25 protein-coding genes and 1 tRNA gene are annotated in these 22,556 nt (G+C 26.0%); 9 read left to right on the top strand and 17 right to left on the bottom strand.

Annotated features, from left to right (window positions below; all coding sequences use genetic code 11):
• Positions 1-16 precede the first annotated feature (16 nt).
• The 3 genes from ACYUET_RS08865 to ACYUET_RS08855 all read right to left on the bottom strand — a co-directional run bounded on the left by ACYUET_RS08865 (position 17) and on the right by ACYUET_RS08855 (position 2,931).
• Positions 17-157 carry a hypothetical protein gene (locus tag ACYUET_RS08865; protein ID WP_460278955.1) on the bottom strand — a complete coding sequence of 47 codons (141 nt, stop codon included), beginning with the start codon at positions 155-157 and terminating at the stop codon, positions 17-19.
• Positions 126-1,310, bottom strand: a complete 1,185-nt coding sequence (gene dltD, locus ACYUET_RS08860) for a D-alanyl-lipoteichoic acid biosynthesis protein DltD (RefSeq protein WP_460278954.1) — start codon at positions 1,308-1,310, stop codon at positions 126-128. The genes ACYUET_RS08865 and dltD overlap by 32 nt, the downstream gene beginning before the upstream one ends.
• A 163-nt stretch (positions 1,311-1,473) precedes the next feature.
• Positions 1,474-2,931, bottom strand: a complete 1,458-nt coding sequence (locus tag ACYUET_RS08855; RefSeq protein WP_460278953.1) for a methyl-accepting chemotaxis protein — start codon at positions 2,929-2,931, stop codon at positions 1,474-1,476.
• 200 nt (positions 2,932-3,131) lie between these two features.
• Between ACYUET_RS08855 and ACYUET_RS08850 the strand changes: the two genes are divergently transcribed.
• A tRNA-Met gene (locus tag ACYUET_RS08850) sits at positions 3,132-3,207 on the top strand.
• A gap of 101 nt (positions 3,208-3,308) precedes the next feature.
• Here ACYUET_RS08850 and ACYUET_RS08845 read toward each other — a convergent pair.
• Positions 3,309-3,518 (bottom strand): hypothetical protein, encoded by a 210-nt coding sequence (locus ACYUET_RS08845; RefSeq protein ID WP_460278952.1) that lies wholly within the window; start codon positions 3,516-3,518, stop codon positions 3,309-3,311.
• Positions 3,519-3,761: 243 nt separating this feature from the next.
• Here ACYUET_RS08845 and ACYUET_RS08840 point away from each other — a divergent pair, with 243 nt between their 5' ends.
• From ACYUET_RS08840 to ACYUET_RS08830, 3 genes are read left to right on the top strand one after another with little or no spacing between them, the layout of a single operon-like run.
• Positions 3,762-4,130: a GntR family transcriptional regulator gene (locus ACYUET_RS08840; protein ID WP_219777770.1), complete on the top strand. Its 369-nt coding sequence runs from the start codon at positions 3,762-3,764 to the stop codon at positions 4,128-4,130.
• Complete coding sequence (locus ACYUET_RS08835) at positions 4,130-4,831, top strand: ABC transporter ATP-binding protein (protein WP_460278951.1); 702 nt, start codon at positions 4,130-4,132, stop codon at positions 4,829-4,831. Before ACYUET_RS08840 ends, ACYUET_RS08835 begins: the two co-directional genes overlap by 1 nt.
• Positions 4,825-5,637, top strand: a complete 813-nt coding sequence (locus tag ACYUET_RS08830; RefSeq protein ID WP_460278950.1) for an ABC transporter permease — start codon at positions 4,825-4,827, stop codon at positions 5,635-5,637. Before ACYUET_RS08835 ends, ACYUET_RS08830 begins: the two co-directional genes overlap by 7 nt.
• Before the next feature lie 64 nt (positions 5,638-5,701).
• Here the strand turns inward: ACYUET_RS08830 and ACYUET_RS08825 are convergent, their stop codons facing one another.
• Entirely contained in the window at positions 5,702-6,001 is a 300-nt protein-coding gene (locus ACYUET_RS08825; RefSeq protein ID WP_460278949.1) for a DUF3892 domain-containing protein, read from the bottom strand.
• Between the two features lie 191 nt (positions 6,002-6,192).
• On the opposite strand from ACYUET_RS08825, the gene ACYUET_RS08820 reads away from it, so the two are divergent.
• The gene (locus ACYUET_RS08820) at positions 6,193-6,699 is read left to right on the top strand and encodes a hypothetical protein (protein ID WP_460278948.1); all 507 of its coding nucleotides are present in this window, start codon (positions 6,193-6,195) and stop codon (positions 6,697-6,699) included.
• A gap of 51 nt (positions 6,700-6,750) precedes the next feature.
• Here the strand turns inward: ACYUET_RS08820 and ACYUET_RS08815 are convergent, their stop codons facing one another.
• The 4 genes from ACYUET_RS08815 to ACYUET_RS08800 all read right to left on the bottom strand — a co-directional run bounded on the left by ACYUET_RS08815 (position 6,751) and on the right by ACYUET_RS08800 (position 10,345).
• The gene (locus ACYUET_RS08815) at positions 6,751-7,617 is read right to left on the bottom strand and encodes an SDR family oxidoreductase (protein ID WP_460278947.1); all 867 of its coding nucleotides are present in this window, start codon (positions 7,615-7,617) and stop codon (positions 6,751-6,753) included.
• Positions 7,618-7,787: 170 nt separating this feature from the next.
• Positions 7,788-8,294, bottom strand: coding sequence for a GNAT family N-acetyltransferase (locus tag ACYUET_RS08810; protein ID WP_460278946.1), 507 nt, complete (start codon positions 8,292-8,294; stop codon positions 7,788-7,790).
• 400 nt (positions 8,295-8,694) lie between these two features.
• Entirely contained in the window at positions 8,695-9,417 is a 723-nt protein-coding gene (locus tag ACYUET_RS08805) for a YoaK family protein (RefSeq protein WP_460278945.1), read from the bottom strand.
• A 241-nt stretch (positions 9,418-9,658) separates the two neighbouring features.
• Complete coding sequence (locus ACYUET_RS08800; protein WP_460278944.1) at positions 9,659-10,345, bottom strand: peptidylprolyl isomerase; 687 nt, start codon at positions 10,343-10,345, stop codon at positions 9,659-9,661.
• A gap of 190 nt (positions 10,346-10,535) precedes the next feature.
• Between ACYUET_RS08800 and ACYUET_RS08795 the strand changes: the two genes are divergently transcribed.
• Positions 10,536-11,057 carry a ferritin family protein gene (locus tag ACYUET_RS08795; RefSeq protein WP_460278943.1) on the top strand — a complete coding sequence of 174 codons (522 nt, stop codon included), beginning with the start codon at positions 10,536-10,538 and terminating at the stop codon, positions 11,055-11,057.
• 557 nt (positions 11,058-11,614) lie between these two features.
• Positions 11,615-11,797, top strand: a complete 183-nt coding sequence (locus tag ACYUET_RS08790; protein WP_460278942.1) for a transcriptional regulator — start codon at positions 11,615-11,617, stop codon at positions 11,795-11,797.
• Positions 11,798-12,053: 256 nt separating this feature from the next.
• On the opposite strand, the gene ACYUET_RS08785 is transcribed toward ACYUET_RS08790, so the two are convergent.
• Positions 12,054-13,040: a 3-oxoacyl-[acyl-carrier-protein] synthase III C-terminal domain-containing protein gene (locus ACYUET_RS08785; RefSeq protein WP_460278941.1), complete on the bottom strand. Its 987-nt coding sequence runs from the start codon at positions 13,038-13,040 to the stop codon at positions 12,054-12,056.
• 208 nt (positions 13,041-13,248) lie between these two features.
• Between ACYUET_RS08785 and ACYUET_RS08780 the strand changes: the two genes are divergently transcribed.
• Together ACYUET_RS08780 and ACYUET_RS08775 are read left to right on the top strand one after the other, a co-directional pair.
• Complete coding sequence (locus tag ACYUET_RS08780; protein WP_460278940.1) at positions 13,249-13,608, top strand: helix-turn-helix domain-containing protein; 360 nt, start codon at positions 13,249-13,251, stop codon at positions 13,606-13,608.
• Positions 13,609-13,750: 142 nt separating this feature from the next.
• A complete protein-coding gene (locus ACYUET_RS08775; protein WP_460278939.1) occupies positions 13,751-13,888 on the top strand; it encodes a hypothetical protein in 138 nt (45 codons plus the stop codon).
• A 647-nt stretch (positions 13,889-14,535) separates the two neighbouring features.
• Here the strand turns inward: ACYUET_RS08775 and ACYUET_RS08770 are convergent.
• From ACYUET_RS08770 to ACYUET_RS08740, 7 genes are all read right to left on the bottom strand, one after another.
• Entirely contained in the window at positions 14,536-15,633 is a 1,098-nt protein-coding gene (locus ACYUET_RS08770; RefSeq protein ID WP_460278938.1) for a sensor domain-containing diguanylate cyclase, read from the bottom strand.
• Between the two features lie 113 nt (positions 15,634-15,746).
• Complete coding sequence (locus ACYUET_RS08765) at positions 15,747-16,349, bottom strand: HD-GYP domain-containing protein (RefSeq protein WP_460278937.1); 603 nt, start codon at positions 16,347-16,349, stop codon at positions 15,747-15,749.
• Positions 16,350-16,641: 292 nt separating this feature from the next.
• Positions 16,642-18,345, bottom strand: coding sequence for a hydroxylamine reductase (gene hcp, locus ACYUET_RS08760; protein WP_460278936.1), 1,704 nt, complete (start codon positions 18,343-18,345; stop codon positions 16,642-16,644).
• 291 nt (positions 18,346-18,636) lie between these two features.
• Entirely contained in the window at positions 18,637-19,680 is a 1,044-nt protein-coding gene (locus ACYUET_RS08755; RefSeq protein WP_460278935.1) for an XdhC family protein, read from the bottom strand.
• Positions 19,681-19,692: 12 nt separating this feature from the next.
• The gene (locus ACYUET_RS08750) at positions 19,693-20,277 is read right to left on the bottom strand and encodes a nucleotidyltransferase family protein (RefSeq protein ID WP_460279133.1); all 585 of its coding nucleotides are present in this window, start codon (positions 20,275-20,277) and stop codon (positions 19,693-19,695) included.
• Between the two features lie 241 nt (positions 20,278-20,518).
• Complete coding sequence (locus ACYUET_RS08745) at positions 20,519-21,277, bottom strand: acyl-CoA dehydratase activase (RefSeq protein ID WP_460278934.1); 759 nt, start codon at positions 21,275-21,277, stop codon at positions 20,519-20,521.
• 45 nt (positions 21,278-21,322) lie between these two features.
• Complete coding sequence (locus ACYUET_RS08740; RefSeq protein ID WP_460278933.1) at positions 21,323-22,474, bottom strand: double-cubane-cluster-containing anaerobic reductase; 1,152 nt, start codon at positions 22,472-22,474, stop codon at positions 21,323-21,325.
• Between the last annotated feature and the right edge of the window lie 82 nt (positions 22,475-22,556).

Here is a 22,556-nt window from a genome sequence, read left to right as displayed (position 1 = left end):
TTTTAAAATTCCCCCTTTAGAATTGATTATATATAAATGGTATTTCATTAAATGGTTCAAATGCTAATATAAAAATAGCTAAAACTACTACAATGGAACTTATTATTGCAAAACTCAAATATTTATCAGTTTTTAAAACGCTTATAAAGTTCTTCATCTACTTTAAGCCATCCTTTCCATCCTAAATGCATTACATCACACATAAAATAAGGTGTATATTCTTCATCTTCTAAATTTAAAACATCAAATCCTCTATCTTCAGCTATTTTCTGAACCCTAGCATAAAAATTATGCCTTGTTTCTTTTGTTAATCCAGTATGATCATACCATAATCCATTAGTTGGCATTAAAATTATGTATGGTTTTACTCCTAAATCAACGCAAGTATCTAGATATAGTTCATAATCTTTAAATTCCTGTGATATCATTAAATCTATTCCTTTATTTGAATCTTTCTGTGCACCTACATTAGACTTTAAATTCTTATCATAGTAACTATCATATACCATAAAATCATTATTAGTTACTTGAGATTTTCCATCTTCTTCAGCCTTTTTATATTCATCTTCCCAGTTAACTGCTTCACTTTGAATCTCCTTTTTCTCAGGTAGCTTTTTCAATTTCTTATATAATAATCCTTTATCCTTAAGTTCAATAACCTTTTCTCTAGCAATAAAGTACGGTTTAAATATTATATTAGCTATTTTATATCTAGTACTATTATTAACATAACTCTTTGCATAAATTCTCTCAGGCAAAAATTGAGTACTTCCTAATAATAAATTACTTACTCTACTAGCATATTCAAATTTATGTTCTTGACTTATTTTTTCATTTTCTAAAAACTTATAAAACTGTACTGGTGAAAAATTGGCTTGAAAAGCATTGGTATCAATTCCATCTTGATTTAAAAACCATTGAAGTGAAAGTACTAATGCAAGTTTTTTTTCTTTCATATCTCCATTTTGGCTTCCTAATATAGATACCTGATGTAAATTTTGAGAATAGGCTCTTCCGTTTGTAACAATTGTATCTAATCCTTCAATTGGGAAAAATTTTGTAGGTAATTGTGAAACTGGAGATGCTAATTCAGATGATCCTTGTAATACTAACTTATTATTTTGGTTAATATATTCATTATATACTACCCCTTTATCCTTATATATACTTCCATATTCTGTATTTATCTCGGTTAAATCTTTATTTGTTAACATTTTGTTTATTTCTTTATCTAAAAATGTATTTAAAGAAATAAATGTTATACATGCTATAATTATAGGAAATATTATACAGATAATCTTTTTTATCATTTTTATCCTCCTATGTTTTTTTATTTCTAGTTAATTTTATAATAAATTTTCTTATGATTCAATATAAACTTGGGTGATTATAATCAACTCATTCTTACAAAAAACGCACATTTATCAAATATAAATGTACGTTTTTAATATTTCACCTAATTTCTAATATATACTACTTATTAAATAATTTTTCAAGTTCTTTACTTTGATATTGTATCGTTTCTACACTATTTTGTATGTTATTAATTTGTTCATCCTGCTCTTGTTGTAATGTAGTTACTTCTTCTGCATTTGCAACATACTCCTCGGTAAGCGCAGTTGTACTTTCCACATTAGCCTGTACATTTTCTACTAATGAATCTATTTTCTCTACTAATTCATATTCTTTATAAATATGATCCTTTATATTTTCAAATAATTGTTGCATATTCTTAAAACTAATAAGGGTAGCATCTATAATATTTTGTCCTTCTTCAGCTGCCTTATCACCATTGTCAACTGATTCCGTTACTTTGTTAATTCTATTTTGTACTTGTAAAATTAATGATTCTATTTTATCTGTAGTATCTTTTGTTTGTTCTGATAACAACCTAACTTCTTCAGCAACTACTGCAAATCCTTTTCCTGCTTCTCCTGCTCTTGCTGCTTCTATAGATGCATTTAATGCTAACAAATTTGTTTGTTCTGAAATTTCTTTAATCCCTCTTAAGACATCTATTACTTGCTTCATATTCTCATTAAATTCTTTTACAGTTACATTAGTTTCCTTAACTGCACTTCTTATTATGTTAATATGATTACTAACTTTATTTATTTCTTTTAAATTCATATCTGTACTTAAATTTAAATCTTTAGATAAATTTTCAATGGAATTAGATATTTTTCTTGTTGAACTAACTTCTTCTTTTATATTATTTACTGAACTTGTAATATCAGTCATATTATTAACTTGTATTTCTATTCCATTATTTATTTCTTCCATGGCCTTAGTTATACTTTGAGATTGATGTCTTGTATTTAAAGTTGCATTATTTAAAATAGAAATCCCTTCATTAATTACACTATTTGTATTTTGTATAGTTAGCATAGTATCTTGTATTTCTTGATTAGCTTTAATTGAATTATTTAAAGCTTCCTTACTCCACTTTACCATAAAATACAAAATCACTTCAGATATTATTAAAGCTGTACATTGTGTGACAAATATATTTATACCTTGACCCTCTCCTAATAAATTAAACCCTACTATAAATTGTACAAAAAATATAATTACATCAATTATAATTGAATATCTTATCAATAATTTTTCATCAAAGTACAAGGCACTCATTACTACTGTTGATAAAAACAAAATTAATGCATAACTTACTCCACCTACTCTTATTGAAAATAACATTTCCGCTAACATTGTAGTTAGTGGTATTCCTATACCACATACAACCAAATTATTAGACTTTAAATTTAGAATATAAGTTATTACCATTACTAATGTACAACTAATTAATGCTGTCATCCCTCTTTTAAGACCATATAAAATAAACGATTGCAATGCCAGCATAGTGCATAGTACTAATAGTATTCTTAAATTAAGTTTATTAGCCCTTTCTAATGAAGTAGTTGTCTTACTCATTGTCTTCTCCCCTTTTAATTTTAAGTCTATTTTTTTATTAATTATATCATGTATCTACAAAAAACTTATTACTATTTCTTGATAAATAAATTTTATTATAGTAAGCATACAAATTTATTCCTTAAATACTAAAGTTTACTTTATTATGGTTGACTTATGTAATGAAGTGAAGTATACTATATACATAGCAAAGTTAATATCGCGGGGTGGAGCAGCTGGTAGCTCGTCGGGCTCATAACCCGAAGGTCGTAGGTTCAAGTCCTGCCTCCGCAACCATAAAAAAGACACACTATAATTTTAGTGTGTCTTTTTAGTTTATAATTTATTTTATAAAAAAACTATACTATTCTTTTATTGCACTAATATTTTTTAACCTATTATTTGCTAAGTTTACATTGTATTTTCTTTTTAGCTTCTAAACTATTATTGATTTCTTTTGATAATATATTTTTCTTTTTATTCTCATATAATGATTCTTGTAATTCTGCAATAAAATAAAAAATTATCATACCTATAAGCGACAATCCAGCTATAATCAAAACAATAACTATAGTATCTATTGAGGAAGTTAGTTTACTGATAATCATACATTTTTCCTCCTTATAAATTACTTATATATAGCTTTAATAGTTAATTCGTATTAAAATTCAAAGATATATATTATTATATGTTTTTACTGCACTGCTTTTTCTATAATAATTAAATTTATTTTTTATAATTAAATCAAAGATATAATATTTGCAAAATGTTATTGACAAAATATGTGTATTATTATATTATTGTATTAAGCAATTAATACAACAGTACAATAGTACAAAGGAGATGAAACTATGATATGGGAATTCAAGGATGAACGTCCAATATATATACAGTTAGTAGAACAAATACAACTTAGAATAGTATCTGGTGTGTATGGCATAGGCGAAAAACTTCCATCTGTAAGGGATTTAGCAAGCGAAGCGTCAGTAAATCCAAATACAATGCAAAAAGCACTTACAGAATTAGAACGGAAGGGTCTGGTATTTAGTCAAAGAACAAGTGGTAGATTTATTACGGAGGATGGGGAAATGATAAAAAAAATGAGAGATGATATAGCTAAAGAACAAATTCAAGATTTCTTTGAAAATATGAAAAAAATTGGTTATACCCCTAAAGAAACAATCGAAATCGTCGAACAAATAGTAAAGGAGATGAAATAATGGATAATCCTATATTAGAATGTAAAAACTTAGTTAAACATTATGGTGGAAAAGAAGCTTTAAAAGGAATAGACTTAAAAATAAATAGAGGTAGAATTGTAGGACTTCTTGGACCAAACGGTAGTGGTAAAAGTACATTAATTAAACTTGCAAATTCACTATTAACACCAACAAGCGGTGAAATATTAATTGCTGGAAATAAACCTGGAGTTGAAACTAAGAAGATAGTTTCTTATTTACCTGAAAGAACTTATTTAAATGATTGGATGAAGGTTTCTGATATCATAAACTTCTTTAGCGATTTTTATGATGATTTTAATTCTGAAAAAGCTTATGACATGTTACAAAAGTTAAATATAAATCCTAAGGATAAACTAAAAACTATGTCAAAAGGAACTAAAGAAAAAGTTCAACTTATTTTAGTAATGAGTAGAGAGGCTGAACTTTATTTCTTAGATGAACCAATAGCCGGAGTTGACCCTGCTGCTAGGGATTATATTTTAAATACAATAATTAATAATTATAATGAAAATGCTACAGTTATAATATCTACACATTTAATATCAGATATTGAGCAAGTACTTGATGATGTAATATTTATCTCTTATGGGGAAATATTCTTAACAAAAAGTGTTGACGAAATAAGAGAAGAGCACGGAAAAACTGTTGATGCTCTATTTAGGGAGGTATTTAAATGTTAGGAAAATTAATGAAATATGAAATAAAAGCAACTGGAAGAATTCTTTTACCACTATATGGAGTTCTTTTAGCATTTACATTAATTAATAAACTATTTATAAGGAATAATTGGAATACCTTAGATACTAGTACTTTAGGTGGAATTCCTGCTGTTCTTAGTATATTTGCTTATGGTGTTACTATGGCTGCAATTTTTATAGTAACTTTCTTTATAATAATACAACGCTTTTATAAAAATCTTCTTGGAGATGAAGGTTATTTAATGCATACACTTCCTGTAAGTACATGGAAGAATATTTCAAGTAAACTTTTAATAGGAGTTTTTTGGACTGTAATAAGTGGTATTGTAGCTATACTTTCTATATTTATTTTAGCATTTAGTTTTAGTAATTTTGATTTTAATTTCTTTAATGAACTTGGTAAAGTATTTTCTGAAATATACAAAGAAGTAGGAATAAGTGGATTCATGCTATTTTTAGAATTTATATTAGCTGTATTTATACAAATGGCAATGGGTATAATTATGATTTATGCTTCTATTTCAATAGGTCATTTATTTAATAAAAGAAAACTTCTTTCTTCATTTGGTGCTTTTATTGTATTAAATATTATTATGAACACAATTACTTCTGTTCTTGGAATAACTTTCTCTGGAAAATTAGAAATATATGCAAATACTATAAATCAAAATTCATTAGGATTATTTCATGGAATTGTTTGGGGTGCTATTGCAGTTAACTTAATTTTCTTTATCTGCTATTTCTTCATAACTAATTATATTGTAAAGAATAAATTAAATTTAGAGTAATATAAATATTATATAAAAGCCTAACCTAAATTAATCACTTGATAATTTAAGGTTAGGCTTAAATTTATTCAGTTATAGATGGTAAAGAACTTAAGTTATTAGATTCATTTTGGTCTGGTAAACTCCTTAAATATTCCTCGCCTTTTTTAGATACTCCAACAGCTACTCCAGATATATTACCTTCTTTAGCCATTCTTACTCCATCTTCTTTAGATATTCTTTCACCATTTGAAAGTTCATATCCAGTCACTTCTCCAGAGTGCTTTATTAGAGCTGCTATTGACTGTGCATTACTATTAGGTGTAGGTACTTCTTTATTAATGTTAATTGGTAATCCACCTAACATTCCATTTTTATTGTCCATAAAATCACACCTCCTATAACATTATGGTGTTATTTTATCCTAATAATATACTTTAATTCATAAGTAGATTTATTTTTATATAATTTTGCAATTCTATTTATTATCACTTCCATTATAATTTAATGTATCGTTTTTTCATTAAGTGCAATAAGATAGATTAAACAGTAATAAATATTTTAGGTGGTGAAAAAATGAATCCCTTATTAAATATGTTATTCAGTGCTCTTTTTCCTAATATGGGTCTAGGTGGTATGATGAATCCTATGGGTGGTAATCAAATGATGGGGGGTAATCCCTTAATGAACATGCTAGGTGGTATGAATAATAATCAACCCCAAATGTCCCAAATGATGGGAAACCCTTTGTTAAATATGCTTCTAGGTGGTATGAATCCTAATATGATGAATATGATGGCAGCTAATTCTAACAGAAATTCCATGAATGGTAATAACATGAATGGTAATAATATGAATAGAAATCCCATGAGTGGTAATAATATGAATAATAATAACATGAACATCAATTCTCTAATTAATATGTTAATGCGAGGACAAAACAATAATGTCCCTAATCCATTTATGAATATGAATAGAATGAATGGTATGATGAATCAAAATAATAATATGAATAGAATGAATAACATCAATCAAAATAATATGTATAATAAAAACAATTCTCAATCTAATTTTAAAAGATAATTAGATGCGAAAATGAGCCTTAAAATTTAAGGCTCATTTTAATTTTTTATATTATGAATTAACTATTTCTCCACCATTAATATGAATTGTTTGACCTGTAATATATGAAGCACATTCTGATGCTAAAAATACATATGCTCCGGCACATTCAACTGGTTGCCCTGCTCTTCCCATCGGAGTGTCTGAACCAAATTGAGAAACCTTATTTGCATCAAAGCTAGCTGGTATCAGTGGTGTCCATATAGGGCCTGGCGCAACTGAATTTACTCTTATTCCAGTTTTTCCTTTTGCTAATGCAAGTGCTAAAGACCTTGTAAATGCAGTAATTGCTCCTTTTGTCATTGAATAATCTATTAAAGTTTCATTTCCTTTAAAGGCTACAACTGATGCTGTATTTATTATGCAACTTCCTGCTTTTAAATGTTCCATTGCAGCTCTGGTCATATAAAATGTACCATATACATTTACTTTAAAAGTTTTATCAAATTGCTCATCTGATAGCTTTTTTATATCCTTACACTCATATTGGACAGCTGAATTATTTACTAATATATCTATTTTTCCATATTCATCAATAGTTTTTTTAATTACGTCCTTACAAAAATCAGCATTGCCAATATCCCCTTTTATAAGAGTACATTTTCTGCCTATTTGGTCTATAATTTTTTTAGTTTCTTCTGCATCTTTTTCTTCATTGTGATAAACAATTACTATATCTGCAGCTTGGTTAGCATAAGCTACTGCTACTGCTTTTCCTATTCCACTATCTCCTCCAGTAATTATTGCAACTTTATTATTTAATAATTCACCCTTTTTATTATAGTTCGGATCATCATATATCGGTGCTGGATTCATTTCATATTCAAATCCTGGTTGATGATCTTGATGTTGTGCTAGAAATGAATTAGGAAAATTCATATTAATTCCTCCTTGCTTATCTATTTAAGACATATAAAAAATAATAGCTTAAAGATGTTAATATATTTTTTCATTATATATAAAACAAAATATATTAACATACTAGTCTATTATTTTTTCAATGTATCTAATATTAAATAGTATCTCCTAGCACTAAAAAATTATTTATATCAATTAAATTGACTAATATATTTATTAAAAGTTATTGAGTACTTTGTTTCTTTTTCTAAATATTTTTTTTCTATAAATCCTACTTTTTTAACTACTTTACTAGATCTATAATTTTCTTTGTGAACTTTTGCTACAACTTCATCAAGTCTATATTTTAAAAATGCTTCACTTAATCCTTTTTTAACTGCTATAGTTCCTATTCCTTTTCCCCATTTTTTCTTATCTCCTATAGCAATAACCATCTCTGCAATTTTGCCTTTAGGAATAATCTTTAAATATCCAATAGATTTGTCTTTGTGTTCTATTATATAAAATGGACCATTATTATTAAAATATTGGGTCATTATAGGTAATGTAGAAGTATTAGCTAATTTATTTAAACTATTATTTATTCCATTTCTTTCATTTAAAAATTTTGTTACTTCTTTATCACTTAACCATTTTGCAATATTAAAAACATCTTCTCTATAAACCTCCTGTTGGAGATTTATATCCGAATACAACATTATACTATCCCTCCAAATAACCATGATAATCTCAATCGATTGTACAATTAAATTATTTAATAGTAAAATGATGTAATTTTTGTAATATCTTATTAAATGAATTTAATCCATCTTTTCTCAATTTATATGACTTTTTTTCCATTTTATTGGTAGCTGTAATTAAATTCAATAAAATTACTTTTAATAGAATTTAATTGAATTTAATTACAGTTTTTATGCTAATTTAATAAAAAAGTACCTATAACTACTGTGAAGAGATTGATTTTTTACAAATCCTACTTTTTAAATATATATAGGAAAATATTATAAGTGAATACACTTTCTTTATATATTTAATACACACTTTGTTTAAAATAAATAAAATAGAAGTGCATAAGTTTTATTACACTTCTATTTATTATTACTTACATTCTGTTTTCAGTCTATATTCATCTATACTAAATAATATAACAGCACAAACTAATATAAATGCAGAAATCCAAACTGATTTAGCGCCAACTTTTATAGTTGATACTCCCCCTAAACATGCCCCTGTTAAAAAAGAAAATAGAATTATACAATATCGAATTAATTTTACAACATAAGTATTATCTTTTTTTCTAAAAGCCATATAAGCTGCTTGTGATGCACTTCTTAAGTTTCCAGTACACATTGTTGTGCTATAAGGAGAATCCACCAGTTTTCTAAATGAAGAAATCTGAACAGATGAAACGAATGATATTGTTGTAGTTACAAATATATCAGGTGCAGTAATAGGTATAAATCCTATAATAAAAAGTACCATAATTTCAATAATTAAAATAGCACGATCACTATCCACATTTATAAAATATGATGATTCTTTAATTTCTTTTATTCTCTCTGCTACAATTACACCAATTATAAATGCTAAAATAGGTAAGAATGCCATAATAGCACCTTTCCAATTTCCCTTAGTTGCTGCTACTCCTACTAAAACAATATTACCTGTTTCTGCATTAGCAAAAACCCCTCCCCTACATACAAACGTATATGCATCCAAAAATCCTCCTACCATAGCTAAAAGTATTCCCAAATGTACAGATTCTGAAGTATTAGCATATCCATTTTTAGACATATTAATATTTATATCTTTAGTAAACAATTCAAAATATCCCCTTCCAAGAATAACTATTTACCCTTTATTATATCATTAATTTCCTTATTTAAATAATTTTACAACGTTCTATCCTAATTGTTAAATTTCTATTTATTAAAAATCATCCTATGAAAACATTCTTATCTATTTTTTACATGAATTTTCTTGTTAAAACATTAAATTTCTAAAAGAAAAAATATCATCAAAGCAAAAGCAATGATGATATAACATATTAATAAATAAATCTTTATTTTTTATTTGGTTCCTTATAGTCTACTCCCTTAGTATCAACAGTAATTGATTCAATAATTACATCCTCTTTAGGTGCATCATTTGATTTAATTTTTACATTTTCAATTTTTTCTACTATATCTAAACCTGATATTACCTTACCAAAAGCAGCATATTCTCCATCAAGATGTGGTGCATCTCCAGACATTATAAAAAATTGGCTTCCTGCACTGTTTGGATCTTGTGTTCTTGCCATTGATAATACACCCTTTGTATGTTTTAATCCATTAGGAAAACCATTTGAAGTAAATTCACCTTCTATTGAGTAACCTGGTCCTCCAGTACCGTCTCCATTTGGATCTCCACCTTGAATCATAAACCCTTTAATTATTCTATGGAATTTAAGATTATTATAAAATCCCTTATTGGCCAAATATATAAAGTTATTTACTGTATTAGGAGCAGTTTCTGGATATAAGACAGCTTCAATATCTCCATAATCTTTCACTTTTATAGTTGCTAAAGGTAACTTTTCAGTTAACTCTGGTAAATCACCATTAGTATTTTCGGTTGTAGTAGTTGGATCAGCATTTTCTTTTTTATCATTCATTTTAACATTACCGCAACCAACTAATAATAATGAACTTATAGAAATTATTAACAAAATTAATTTTGTACATTTTTTAATACTTATTACATTCATCAATTTCTCCACCTTACAATTAAACTTTTTATAACATATAGTATATCATAATTTATTATTTTACCAATATAAATAGATATTTAGAACATTTTCATAAATATTCTAATAGTATAAATTATATATATTATTAGAATATTTTCTAATCTATATTATATATTAATTAATAAATAATATAATAAAGGAGTTTTTTATGAGCTATACTACAAATAGACAACCTCAAGGAAAGTTAAAAAATGATGAAACATTTCTTAGAGAAGGTTTAATAGCAGAAATTGTTGCTATTAATGACTATAGTAGTTTTTTAAGCGTTACTGAAAATAAAGAAGTTAAAGAAATATTTCATCATATAATGGAAGAAGAAAAAGAACACTATGGTCTGTTTTTAGAGGCATTGCGTATGATAGATAAAGAACAATTTAAATTATATAAGGATGTAAATGAACATGCTAATATAACTAATAAAAATACTTATAAGGAATACTGCAATACAAAAGAAAGTAAAGCGTACTTATTAACTCATATTAGAGAAGCAATAAAAGGAGAACTTGAAGCCATACTATTGTATGAAGACTTTTTATCTAATATAAAAAATGATGAACTATTTAATATTATAAAAGATATTACTAGAGATGAAAAAGAACATGTTGAAGAACTTACTAGAGCCTTAATTATATTAGATAAGGATAAATATGGACCTTTAGAAATTAAATAATGTATTTTTTATGCTATGTTTTAAAATAATCATTCTTTATAATATTTTCTAAATAAATTGGGAAATCTATTAGGCACATGAAAGAAAATAACAAGTCCAAAATGCGATGTATATTTTGCGTCAGGCAAGGAAACATAATGGTTTAATAGCAAGCTATTAGGCCATTATGCTGACGCAACATGACACGAAATAGACTAGCATATTGACTTGTTATTATTTTGAATGTGCCTTAAATAAATATATATAATGTTTTTATGTAAATATTATTATATTAAAAGAGGTGTATTCGAATTAATGAATCCACCTCTTTTATATATAAGTATAAAATTTATTTTAATAATACCTATTTAAATATTAGAAAATATTTATTTAATATAAGTTTAATCACTTTACTTTTATAATTATTATGTTATAATAATCATTATTAAGTAATAATAAAATTCTAATATTCATAATATATTATCTAAAATTTACAACTTATTTAATTTTTAATAAGACTCTTTTAAGTATATAAGTTCTGATTAAATTAACAACTAAAGTTTTTGGGAGGTATTAAAATGGAAATTAAAGAAAAAATATTAAATACTATGAAAGAAGCTGGTAAACCATTAAGTGCTGGAGAAGTAGAAAAACTTTCAGGATTAGATCGTAAAGATATTGATAAGGCATTTAAAGAATTAAAAAAGGAAGAAGCTATTGTATCACCTATACGTTGTAAATGGGAACCATCAAATAAATAAATTAATTAATTAATATGTTACATTTAAAAACAATAATATTAATATTAACTAAATAATTTTATCATCACACTATAATATTAATAATTACTTAAAACATATTAAACAAAAGCTGTTTCAAATAATAAATATATTTTTGAAACAGCTTTTATTTTATTTAATACTATATTAATATATATGCTCTAATTAAGTTATTACATTTACAATCTTTTATATAATTTTTATAGAAAGTTATATCTTTTGGCACATTGAAATAAATTTAATATTTAAATAACAACGCACAAGCTGTTCTAGTTGCAGCAATAGACCAAAACATTATTTTATCTCCTCTTTTAATTTGTCCTTTTTTTATACCTTCATATAAAGCAATAAACGGAGAGCTTGTACCTGTATATCCATATGTATCACCAACATATATTACTTTTTCTGGCTCTATTCTAAGTACGTCAGCACAACCATTCACAAGAGAACCAGCAAATTGTGAAAAACAAAATGCTTTAATATCTGATACCTTTAAATTATTATTTTTTAATAATTTATTAATGGAATTTTTTGCAATCTCTACAACATTATCATCACATTCTGTCCAACCTAATTTCATATCTTCATGCGATGTAGTCTTTTTATAAAAAGAAGATGCTCCACATTTTGGATATACTACTGAATCGTATTTGGGACTTTCTGTGTAATAAGTTGAATCAAGCATCCCACAGTCTTCCTCAGTTTTTTCTAAAATAATTGCGCATCCACAATCACCAAACATAGGGTATACAAACTCATCAGTTTTTTTTGCATGAATTGTAGCATAATCAGCACCTATTATTAATGCTCTTTTAAAATTATGATTTTGAAGTAAATATCTTGTAGCTGAATCAAGTGCTACAAGCATACCAATACAATTAACATTTAAATCCATAACCATAGCATCTTCTTTTCCATCTATAGCATCATGAACTATTAATGCTTGAGTTGGACATGTATACTCTGGAAATTGACTTGAAAATATAATTACATCAATATCCTTTCCTGTAAGATTAGCACTTTCTAATGCCTTTAATGCAGCTTTTACCCCTAATGTAACTGTAGTATCAGAATTATTATTTACTACTTTTCTTTCACTTCTCCCAAAACATTCTAACATCCTTCTTATATCTTTTCCTTGTTCCTTAAATAACTTTACATAAAATTCGTTTTTTACCACATTCTGAGGATGTTCAATTTCTATACTCCTTATTTTTACATTCATCTTTTATACCCCTTTTTCATTTCAGTTTTGATTACCATATTAATCATCTTGTCCTTATTTTTTACTTTTTGAACAATTTGTTCCAATTAAATATTATATTAAAGTACAATTAGTTCCATGTCAACCTCTTTTTCTCCAAATTGTTCTATTTTTCTTTGAAAATTGTGTATATTATAGTAAAATATTTTCAATAAGAGGAGGTATAATAATGTGGTGTATTGGTGAGGCTATAAAAAATTTAAGAGAAGCTAATGACATGAGTAGAAAAGATTTAGCTGAGTTATTAAAGGTCACATATAAAACAATAGGAAATTATGAAAATGGAGATAGAGAACCTAATCTAGACGTTATAACTAAGCTTAGTGAAATTTTTAATACATCTACTGATTATTTATTAACTGGTAAAACTAATATAAGTACTCCTAAAGGTGATATTCATTTAAAATTTAAGAGCGGAAAAAAAAGTAAATTTGATATAAATATGATGCAAGAATTTATAAAACAACTTGAAGAAAACAAAATAGATGCTGAAGCTATTATAAAAGAATTAAATGAACAACATTCTTAATTGAACTTTATCTTTTTATACCTATTTGGTAAACATTTATTATTATGTTATATTCTATAAAAAATTCTCAATTTTTTAATTGTATATGTTGTATATAACATAATAATTTCTAAACCATTTATTCACATTATGGAGGGATATTATGAATGATTTATTAAAATGGGTTTTAAAAAATATTGATACTATTAAATATACAAAAAATTTTTCTGAAGAAAGAATTATTTGGATAAATAATTCGTCTGATTCATCAAATACAGATAAAAATATAAAAAGTAAATAAAAGTATACTAGTTACTTATTACTTTAATTAATATATGTTCTAATTAAGTTATTACATCTATAATCTTTTATAGAATTTTTATAGAAAATTCTATCTTTAATTAACAATATCTAGTTAGAAACATATATATTATTGATTTTTTATATAAGTTCTTCACTATCACTAGAAGTAATATCATTTATAAATCTTCTAAGATTTATATTAATGAACAAGTTTTATTGGAACTTATATTAAACTAATTTAATATTATAAAATTTGAATATTAATGATTAAATGGTAATAATTAAATTTAAGAGATTATATTAAATACAACTATATATAAATAATAATCAATAGAAATTAAAAAAATACGCTATGTTTTAAAACAGTGTTGATATTCTAGTATAAGTGCGAACTGGCATTGGAATTTACTTTTTAGAACTCTTAATGAAGATTTGTACAATTAATTGCTTGTCAGCAATCTTTGATTAGGAGCATGCATTAATTGGACTAAGCTTTATTTTAGAGTTCTTAAAGCAAATTCCCCTGTCCATGAGCTTTATACTACAATATCAACATTCACTTAAAACATAGCCAAAAAATAAAACTTTAACTTCAGTATTTTTAGTTAAAGTTTTATTTTTTCAATTCATATTATCTTATATTTTCTAATTAAAGTTATACATTTTCCCAATAGTATCATTATAAATTGTAATCTGATTTTTTCCATTCTCTTTTGATTTATATAATGCTCTATCTGCTTTTTCAATTAATTCTTTTAAACTCGTTCCATTATAAGGATAAGAAGCAATCCCTATACTTGCTGAAATCCTAATTGGTTCATTATTTTTTCCTACATGACCTTTTTCTAATAGTTTAGAAAGTTTTTTTATTTTTTCTTTAATCATTAAAATAGATGAATTTTCTTCAAAAATACAAAATTCGTCTCCTCCAAATCTAGAATTAATAGTATTTCCTTCATTAAAAATACTATTAATTTTTTGTGCAGTATCTTTTAGAACTTCATCACCAATCATATGTCCTAAATAATCATTTATTGCTTTAAAATTATCAAGATCCAAAAAAATTAATATACTTTCATTATTTTTATTACTTTTTATTTTTTCCTCTACTTTATTAAAAAAAGTTAATTTATTATACAATCCAGTAAGTTGATCACGTTCAGATTTTATTTTAAGAATCTCTTTTTCTTTTACAGCATTATCAATGTCTGTAATTCTTCCAATTATCCGTATGATCTTATTATTTCTACGTATATAATTTAATATTAATTCACACCATAAATAATTACCATCATATTTTTTTATTCTGATTTGTTTTATAATTGACATCTTTTTTGTATTATCAAGATTTTTTATAATATTTTTTATTAAGATTATATCTTCAGGATGAATACTAGACTTATTCAAATTATCTATATCTAATTCTCTACAGGTTAATTTCCAACCAAATTTTTCTTTAAACTTTGGTGAACTTATTACTTTTTTATTAATCAAATCAAAATCAAATATAATATCATTTAATTGCTCAATTACAATTAAATACTTTTCCCTTTCTAGCTCTAATTCCTTCATAAATTTTCTTTGTTCTTTAACATTAACTAAAAAACAGTAAAAAGCATCTAATAATGAAAGTGAGATAAAAATGCAAATAATTATTAGTATTTTTCTATGATTATTTATAAAATCTCCTAAATAATACAACATTCCATTTATATTATTTTTTAATATACATATATTATTCATTGTTTATCATCCTCAAATCTTAATAGATATTAATTAACAATTAAATTTTTAAAACTTCATTCTACTATTTCTATAAAATAAAGTTTTGAAAATATAGATTTATAGTCCCTAACCTATTCGTTAACTTTATCATTAAGGAAATCCCAATTTTTTAATACACATTCTGCAATTTCTTCGTCATACATTATACCTATATTTTTTTCTATTTCTGATTTACATGTATTTAACTCTAAACTATTTCTATATGCTCTTTTACTTAACATTGCATCAATTGAATCACAAACAGCAATAATTCTTGATCCTAAAGGAATTTCTTGTCCTTTTAATCCCCTTGGATACCCATTACCATCAACGCGTTCATGATGATATAATATAATTTCACTTATTTTAGATAATTTTTTTGAACTGCTTAATATCTTTGCCCCAATAGCTGGATGTTGTTTTATTACATTCCATTCTTCTTCATTTAATTTACTTTTCTTATTTAATATTTTATCTGGAATACCTATTTTTCCTATATCATGGACATGTCCTGCAATATGTATAGTTTCTCTATCTTCATTACTTAAATTTAAAAACTCACAAACTTGACATGCCATATCCCCTACTCTAATTGAATGTTTGGCTGTATAAGTATCCTTTGCATCTAGTGCAAATACAATACTTTCAATAAGGTCATGGCAAATTGATTCATAATCATTATATATACATTCCATTCCAAATCTCCTTTACTAATTTCTTTAGTCAAAAATTCAGTATGCTATTTTTATAATTAGTTTAATAAAATAATTGATTTACAATAATAATATACCACTTTCTCTTATATATGACAATGATTATCATTTACAGTTGTTCTGTTAATAAAATATTTTACACATAAAAAAATGCCAACATTTTAAACTGCATTCAGCAAAATGTTGGCAGATTATTTATTTTGAATTATAACTAACCTTTTACTACAACTAACATCATTTTAAATCTATCTGTTGCTTCTAATGCATACGGATATTAACCTTCCATAAACATCTTCATATCATCTTCCACATTAGTTATTCCACCAATTCCAAAGTTATCTACTAATACTTTAGCAACATTTGGTGAAAGGAATGCTGGAAGTGTTGGTCCTAAATGAATGTTTTTTACACCTAAGTGTAATAATGATAATAATACTATTACAGCTTTTTGTTCATACCAAGCTATGTTATATGATATCGGTAATTTATTTACATCATCTAGTTCAAATACTTCTTTAAGCTTTAGTGCTATAACTACTAATGAATATGAATCATTACATTGTCCTGCATCTAATACTCTTGGAATTCCACCAATATCACCTAAGTTTAATTTGTTATATTTATATTTAGCACATCCTGCAGTTAATATCACTGTATCTTTAGGTAATTTTTCTGCAAAATCAGTATAATAATTTCTTGATTTAGCTCTTCCATCACAACCAGCCATTACAAAGAATCTCTTTATAGCACCAGTTTTAACAGCATCAACAACTTTATCTGCAAGAGCTAAAACTTGATTATGAGCAAAACCACCAACTATTTGTCCTTTTTCTATTTCAGTAGGTGCACTACATTTTTTAGCCATTTCTATAACTTTAGAAAAATCTTTTATTCCTTTTGAATCAGCTTCTATATGAGGGCATCCTGGCATTCCTGTTGCGCCTGTTGTAAATAATCTATTCTTATAAGACTCTTTTGGAATAACTACGCAGTTTGTAGTCATAAGTATTGGCCCATTAAACTTTTCAAATTCTTCTTTTTGTTTCCACCATGCATTACCATAGTTTCCTGCAAAATGTTTATACTTCTTGAATTTTGGATAATATTGTCCAGCAAGCATTTCTCCGTGAGTATAAACATCCACTCCAGTTCCTTCTGTTTGTTCAAGTAACATTTCTAAATCTCTTAAATCATGACCAGAAATTAATATTCCAGGATTAGTTCTAACCCCAATATCTACTGTTGTTATTTCAGGATGTCCGTAGCTTTCAGTATTAGCCTTATCAAGTAATGCCATACCATCTACGCCAAATTTACCAGCTTCTAATGCTAAAGCAACTAATTCATCAACAGTTAAACTATTATCTAATGTAGCTGCCAATGCTTTTGCCATAAATTTATGAATTTCTTCATCATTATATTTTAAGTTCATAGCATGCTTCATATAAGCAGATAGTCCTTTTAATCCATAAGTTATAAGCTCTCTTAAGCTTCTTATATCTTCATTTTCTGTTGCAAGTACTCCAACTTTTTCAGCTTTTTGATCAAATTCTATTATATTATCAGCTGTCCAAGTAGTTGCATCTGGCATTATCATTTCTGTAGTTTGCATTCCAAATATTTTTTTGAAAAAACCACCACTTACTTTTACTTCTCCAACTTTTCCACCAGCTTTAACAACTTTAGCTTTTAGCATTTCTCTTAATTTTAAAGTTTCTCTTACTCTATCTAAAATAGAATCTCTATCAAAATTAGCATTTGTAATTGTAGTAAATAAACTTTCTACTATATATTTATCAACTTTACTATCTGCAATTCCAACTTTTCTACCTTCATTACTTACTATTGCTAGTCCTTTAGTTACATATATTAATAAATCTTGAGCTTTTGCTACATGTTCGTCTTTACCACAAACCCCAACTTTAGTACAGCCTTTACATCCTGCTGTTTCTTGACATTGATAACAAAACATTGACATATTATTTCCTCCTAATTTCTTTTGTATATAAAAATTTAATAATTACTTTTTTATTTCTTCGCTTTGACAATTCAAAGTTTACTATATTATTTTAAGTTTCTCTGTAACATATGTTACTAAAATTAAATTAATTAAAAAAAAATCTAATTGATAACATAAAATTCATCAATTAGATTTTTTAGTATATATTTTTTTAATTATAAACTTATTTATATATTATCTGTAAGTTAATATTTTAATTAAATATCAAAGTTATTTTAAAACATAGTCATGTATTAAAGTAATATATTTTTATTCAATATATTCAAAAAATACTTTTACATTTCCTCCACATACCATACCAAGTTTTGCAGATGCAGAATTTGATAAATCATATCCTTCTAAAGTTGATTGTTTTTCTTCAAATAATTTTAATGCTCTTTTATGTGCAGAATTTTCTACACTTCCCCCACCAATAGTACCTACAAATTCTCCTGTTTTATATACAAGCATTTTAGTTCCTGCTTCTCTAGGACCTGATCCATGTTTTTCAACTATTGTAGCTAAAACCATTGGTTCATTTCTATTTAATATAGCATTAGAAATATCATCTGATATAGTACTTATTATTTTTTCATTCTTAGCTTGAACTATTTCAGCTAAAATACTTATTGCTACCTCTGCTGGTGTTTTAGCTCCTATGCTAAGACCTATTGGGGTATGGACTTTATCAATTTCTTCTTTTTTAAATCCCTTTTCTAATAAACTATTGGTCACAAATTTTACTTTTCCTTTACTTCCAATCATTCCAACATAGTAAAAGTCATTTTTAAGTACTGTTTCTAAGCAAGTCTTATCATCTTTATGGCCTCTTGTGACTATAACGAAATAAGTATTTTTATTAAATTTAACTTCATTAAATGCTTCACTAAACTCTTTGCATATGATATTATCTGCCATAGGAAATCTTTCTTTGTTAGCAAATTCTTTTCTATTATCAATTACTGTAGTATTAAACTCTAATAAATTAGCCATTTGACATAAAGGTAAAGCAACATGCCCAGCACCACAAATAACTAAATTAGGTTGTCCTATAATATATTCTATAAATAATTTCACATCATTATCTAACTTTAAAACACATGTGCCTTTATTAAAATCTACTTTGCTTAAGATTTCATTCCAAAAACTTTTAATATCTTCATTTTCTATAACCACAGTTTCTTTACTTTTAAATAACTTTTGTCCTGCTATATTTTTACCATCATATTTTCCTTCTACAACAGTCACTATAAATACTTCTTCATTTAAGTTTAATTTTTCAAAAAGATCTTTATAAAAATTTTTCTTCATCATTCTTTTACCTCATTATATATTATTGTAGGATATATTAATTAATTCTTCTCTAGTATCTATATCCATCATTTCTATTTCATTAATAATAATTACTCTTTCTAAATCATCAAGATGCTTCTTCATAACAAATTTTCCACCAATATCACCTTTTAAACTCAATAATTCATCCCTATACTTTTTAGAAAATATAGTTGGATTACCTAGTTTACCATTGTTTTCAACACAAGCCATTCCCTTATCACTCTTTATAAATCTATTAATTAATGTTTTTATACTTTTTAATGATATAAATGGTTGATCACATACCATAAACATATAAGCATCTGCATTCATATCATTTTGTATGCCGAGTTTAATGGAATGAGATATTCCTAATTCACTATTTTTATTCATAACAACCTGAATATCCTGTTTAGGTAAAGCTAACTTAATTTCTTCATATTGAGTAACTAAAATTATTTTATTAAAATCAACTTTTAAAACCTTTTCCACTACATTCATATACATTGGCTTATTATTAACTATAGTTAATAATTTGTTACTTTTAAATCTTATGCTATTTCCTGATGCCAATAAAATTAAATTTATTTTCATTATATTAATTATTGTATAATCTCCCTCATCATTCTTATTTAGGCTATATTTTAGATAAATGTCGATATCTAATATAAGTGCTAACTGGCATTGGAAATTGCTTTATCCGATAGCTAGCATCTGTAACTTCATAACATCTGCACGCTCCTGGATAACAATTTCTAACTCTCAGTTGAAAGCAAGTTTCACTGAGACTAAGAACTTTGTTTATACTACAATATCAACATAGTTTTAAAACATAGCATTATTTGATTTTTCTATATCCAATAGTAGCTGCACCAATTGCACCTGCATACTGACTTAAAACATTGATTGATACTTTTTTATTAAGATAACTTTCAAGAGTGGCTCTAAAAACTTCAGAAGATGCAAGTCCACCACTAAAAAATATCTCCCCTTGTAAATTTAATTTTTGAGCAAAATTAGCTGTTCGTCTACAAATTGAATGAATAATTCCAAGGGCAATATCTCCTCTATGAACATCTCTCGCAAGAAGACTAATAATCTCACTCTCCGCAAAAACAGTGCACATACTAGATATGCTTACTGGTTTTCTATTTTTTACAAACTCATCAATATTAATTATATCTTCTTCTAAAATTCTCATCATAACTTCAACAAATCTACCAGTTCCAGCAGCACATTTATCATTCATTAGAAAATCTACAACATTTGATGAATTATCCAACAAAATAACTTTAGAATCTTGTCCACCTATATCTATAACTCCCCTAATATTAGGATTTAAAAAAGCTGCTCCTTGAGCATGACAAGTTATTTCAGTAACAGTTTTGTCAGCTTCTTTTAATAATTTTCTACCATAACCTGTAGATACAGTGTATTCCACATCATTAGAATAAAGTTTATTATAAATTTTATAAATACTTTCCTTTGGTTTTGCTGCTGTTTTTATAATCATTTTTTCAATGACTTTTTGACCGTCAAATAATATCCCCTTTGTAGTTGTTGAACCTGAATCAATTCCTAAAGTATATTTACTCATAATTATTTGCTCCACATATTCTTAACATTTGTACATTCATATAAATTAAAGCATTTCTATAAATGCAGCCATTCTAGTATTTAACTGACCAATATCATTAAGAGAAAAATCAGTTTCAACACTCATATAAGGTTTATTTTTCTCATTATTTACAAATCTTTTAATTGATAAGGTTTCCACACTGTATGTATGACAAGCTGTTAATATCACATCAACTACAGCGTCTACTTTATATTCATCAATCATCTTATCAAGAAGTTTAATTCTATTTGGATTAGGAGTCATACAAGAACATCCTATAGATAAATACTTACGAGAAAGAGCATCATAAACATCAGGATTTTCCTCATCTACTAATTCATCAACAGCTTTTGCAACACTACAATTTTCAAAAGCAACTACATATGCACCATTATCTTCAATTGCTTTAATAACTTTTTCAGTAGCACCACCAATAGGGCAACCTGTAATTAATATACGAGGTTTAGATTCATATTTCTTTTCAACTTCATATTCAGAATTGATTTTTTGAATTACTTCTTCTATTTGTTCTGGAATCTTTTCCTTTTCAAAGCTAAATGTTGTTCCATTTATAACCTTAAACATGTCTTGTCCTAACATAGCAACTGGTTCTCTTTTTCCTAATTCATAGAACTTCTTTAAGGCTTTACGTTCATTATTTTTTATTTTAATTGCTTTTCTTATATCATCTTCTGTTATCTCTACATTAAACATTTTTTCTAAAGTTGATTTTAATCTGATAATTTCATTTTTCCATAATTTCAATCCATCTTCACGTTGAGAATTTGGAAGCTCCATAACATGAACTGGTTTAAACTCAGATAGATATTCATACATTTTCTTTTTTCCATCGCAAGTTGTTTCCCCAACGATTAAATTTGAAAAGAAAAAGAAAGGACATTTATCAGTTTTAGCAAAACCATAACTAGACTTTATTAAAGGACATAAATTACGTGGAAGATCTTGTTCTGCATCAGTAATAGTTTCATCTGATGTTGAACATACTGATACAGTAGCAGCTCCCATAGCTAATCCTAATTCTTGCGGAAAATAAGTACAAAATGCACCAATTAGAGGTATATTTTTATCTTTAAGCTCTTTAGCTTTAATAAAAGCATTTCTTCTTCCTTCAGCAAATTCTTCAAATATTTCTGGTAAATTTTTTTGTAATTCCATAATACCCTCCATTTATCTATAATATTGTATTTATAAAAATATAATTTTCTAAAGAATAAAAAATAATTTAAACTTTCATTTC

Source organism: Clostridium sp. CTA-5 (genome assembly GCF_054768135.1).
This window is presented reverse-complemented; position numbering and strand designations above follow the sequence as displayed.

What these genes read in the sequence shown, in the direction of transcription:
- ACYUET_RS08865 (WP_460278955.1), bottom strand. Translation starts at nt 157, where the DNA reads ATGAAGAACTTTATAAGCGTTTTAAAAACTGATAAATATTTGAGTTTT.
- dltD (WP_460278954.1), bottom strand. Translation starts at nt 1,310, where the DNA reads ATGATAAAAAAGATTATCTGTATAATATTTCCTATAATTATAGCATGT.
- ACYUET_RS08855 (WP_460278953.1), bottom strand. Translation starts at nt 2,931, where the DNA reads ATGAGTAAGACAACTACTTCATTAGAAAGGGCTAATAAACTTAATTTA.
- ACYUET_RS08845 (WP_460278952.1), bottom strand. Translation starts at nt 3,518, where the DNA reads ATGATTATCAGTAAACTAACTTCCTCAATAGATACTATAGTTATTGTT.
- ACYUET_RS08840 (WP_219777770.1), top strand. Translation starts at nt 3,762, where the DNA reads ATGATATGGGAATTCAAGGATGAACGTCCAATATATATACAGTTAGTA.
- ACYUET_RS08835 (WP_460278951.1), top strand. Translation starts at nt 4,130, where the DNA reads ATGGATAATCCTATATTAGAATGTAAAAACTTAGTTAAACATTATGGT.
- ACYUET_RS08830 (WP_460278950.1), top strand. Translation starts at nt 4,825, where the DNA reads ATGTTAGGAAAATTAATGAAATATGAAATAAAAGCAACTGGAAGAATT.
- ACYUET_RS08825 (WP_460278949.1), bottom strand. Translation starts at nt 6,001, where the DNA reads ATGGACAATAAAAATGGAATGTTAGGTGGATTACCAATTAACATTAAT.
- ACYUET_RS08820 (WP_460278948.1), top strand. Translation starts at nt 6,193, where the DNA reads ATGAATCCCTTATTAAATATGTTATTCAGTGCTCTTTTTCCTAATATG.
- ACYUET_RS08815 (WP_460278947.1), bottom strand. Translation starts at nt 7,617, where the DNA reads ATGAATTTTCCTAATTCATTTCTAGCACAACATCAAGATCATCAACCA.
- ACYUET_RS08810 (WP_460278946.1), bottom strand. Translation starts at nt 8,294, where the DNA reads ATGTTGTATTCGGATATAAATCTCCAACAGGAGGTTTATAGAGAAGAT.
- ACYUET_RS08800 (WP_460278944.1), bottom strand. Translation starts at nt 10,345, where the DNA reads ATGAATGTAATAAGTATTAAAAAATGTACAAAATTAATTTTGTTAATA.
- ACYUET_RS08795 (WP_460278943.1), top strand. Translation starts at nt 10,536, where the DNA reads ATGAGCTATACTACAAATAGACAACCTCAAGGAAAGTTAAAAAATGAT.
- ACYUET_RS08790 (WP_460278942.1), top strand. Translation starts at nt 11,615, where the DNA reads ATGGAAATTAAAGAAAAAATATTAAATACTATGAAAGAAGCTGGTAAA.
- ACYUET_RS08785 (WP_460278941.1), bottom strand. Translation starts at nt 13,040, where the DNA reads ATGAATGTAAAAATAAGGAGTATAGAAATTGAACATCCTCAGAATGTG.
- ACYUET_RS08780 (WP_460278940.1), top strand. Translation starts at nt 13,249, where the DNA reads ATGTGGTGTATTGGTGAGGCTATAAAAAATTTAAGAGAAGCTAATGAC.
- ACYUET_RS08775 (WP_460278939.1), top strand. Translation starts at nt 13,751, where the DNA reads ATGAATGATTTATTAAAATGGGTTTTAAAAAATATTGATACTATTAAA.
- ACYUET_RS08770 (WP_460278938.1), bottom strand. Translation starts at nt 15,633, where the DNA reads ATGAATAATATATGTATATTAAAAAATAATATAAATGGAATGTTGTAT.
- ACYUET_RS08765 (WP_460278937.1), bottom strand. Translation starts at nt 16,349, where the DNA reads ATGGAATGTATATATAATGATTATGAATCAATTTGCCATGACCTTATT.
- hcp (WP_460278936.1), bottom strand. Translation starts at nt 18,345, where the DNA reads ATGTCAATGTTTTGTTATCAATGTCAAGAAACAGCAGGATGTAAAGGC.
- ACYUET_RS08755 (WP_460278935.1), bottom strand. Translation starts at nt 19,680, where the DNA reads ATGATGAAGAAAAATTTTTATAAAGATCTTTTTGAAAAATTAAACTTA.
- ACYUET_RS08745 (WP_460278934.1), bottom strand. Translation starts at nt 21,277, where the DNA reads ATGAGTAAATATACTTTAGGAATTGATTCAGGTTCAACAACTACAAAG.
- ACYUET_RS08740 (WP_460278933.1), bottom strand. Translation starts at nt 22,474, where the DNA reads ATGGAATTACAAAAAAATTTACCAGAAATATTTGAAGAATTTGCTGAA.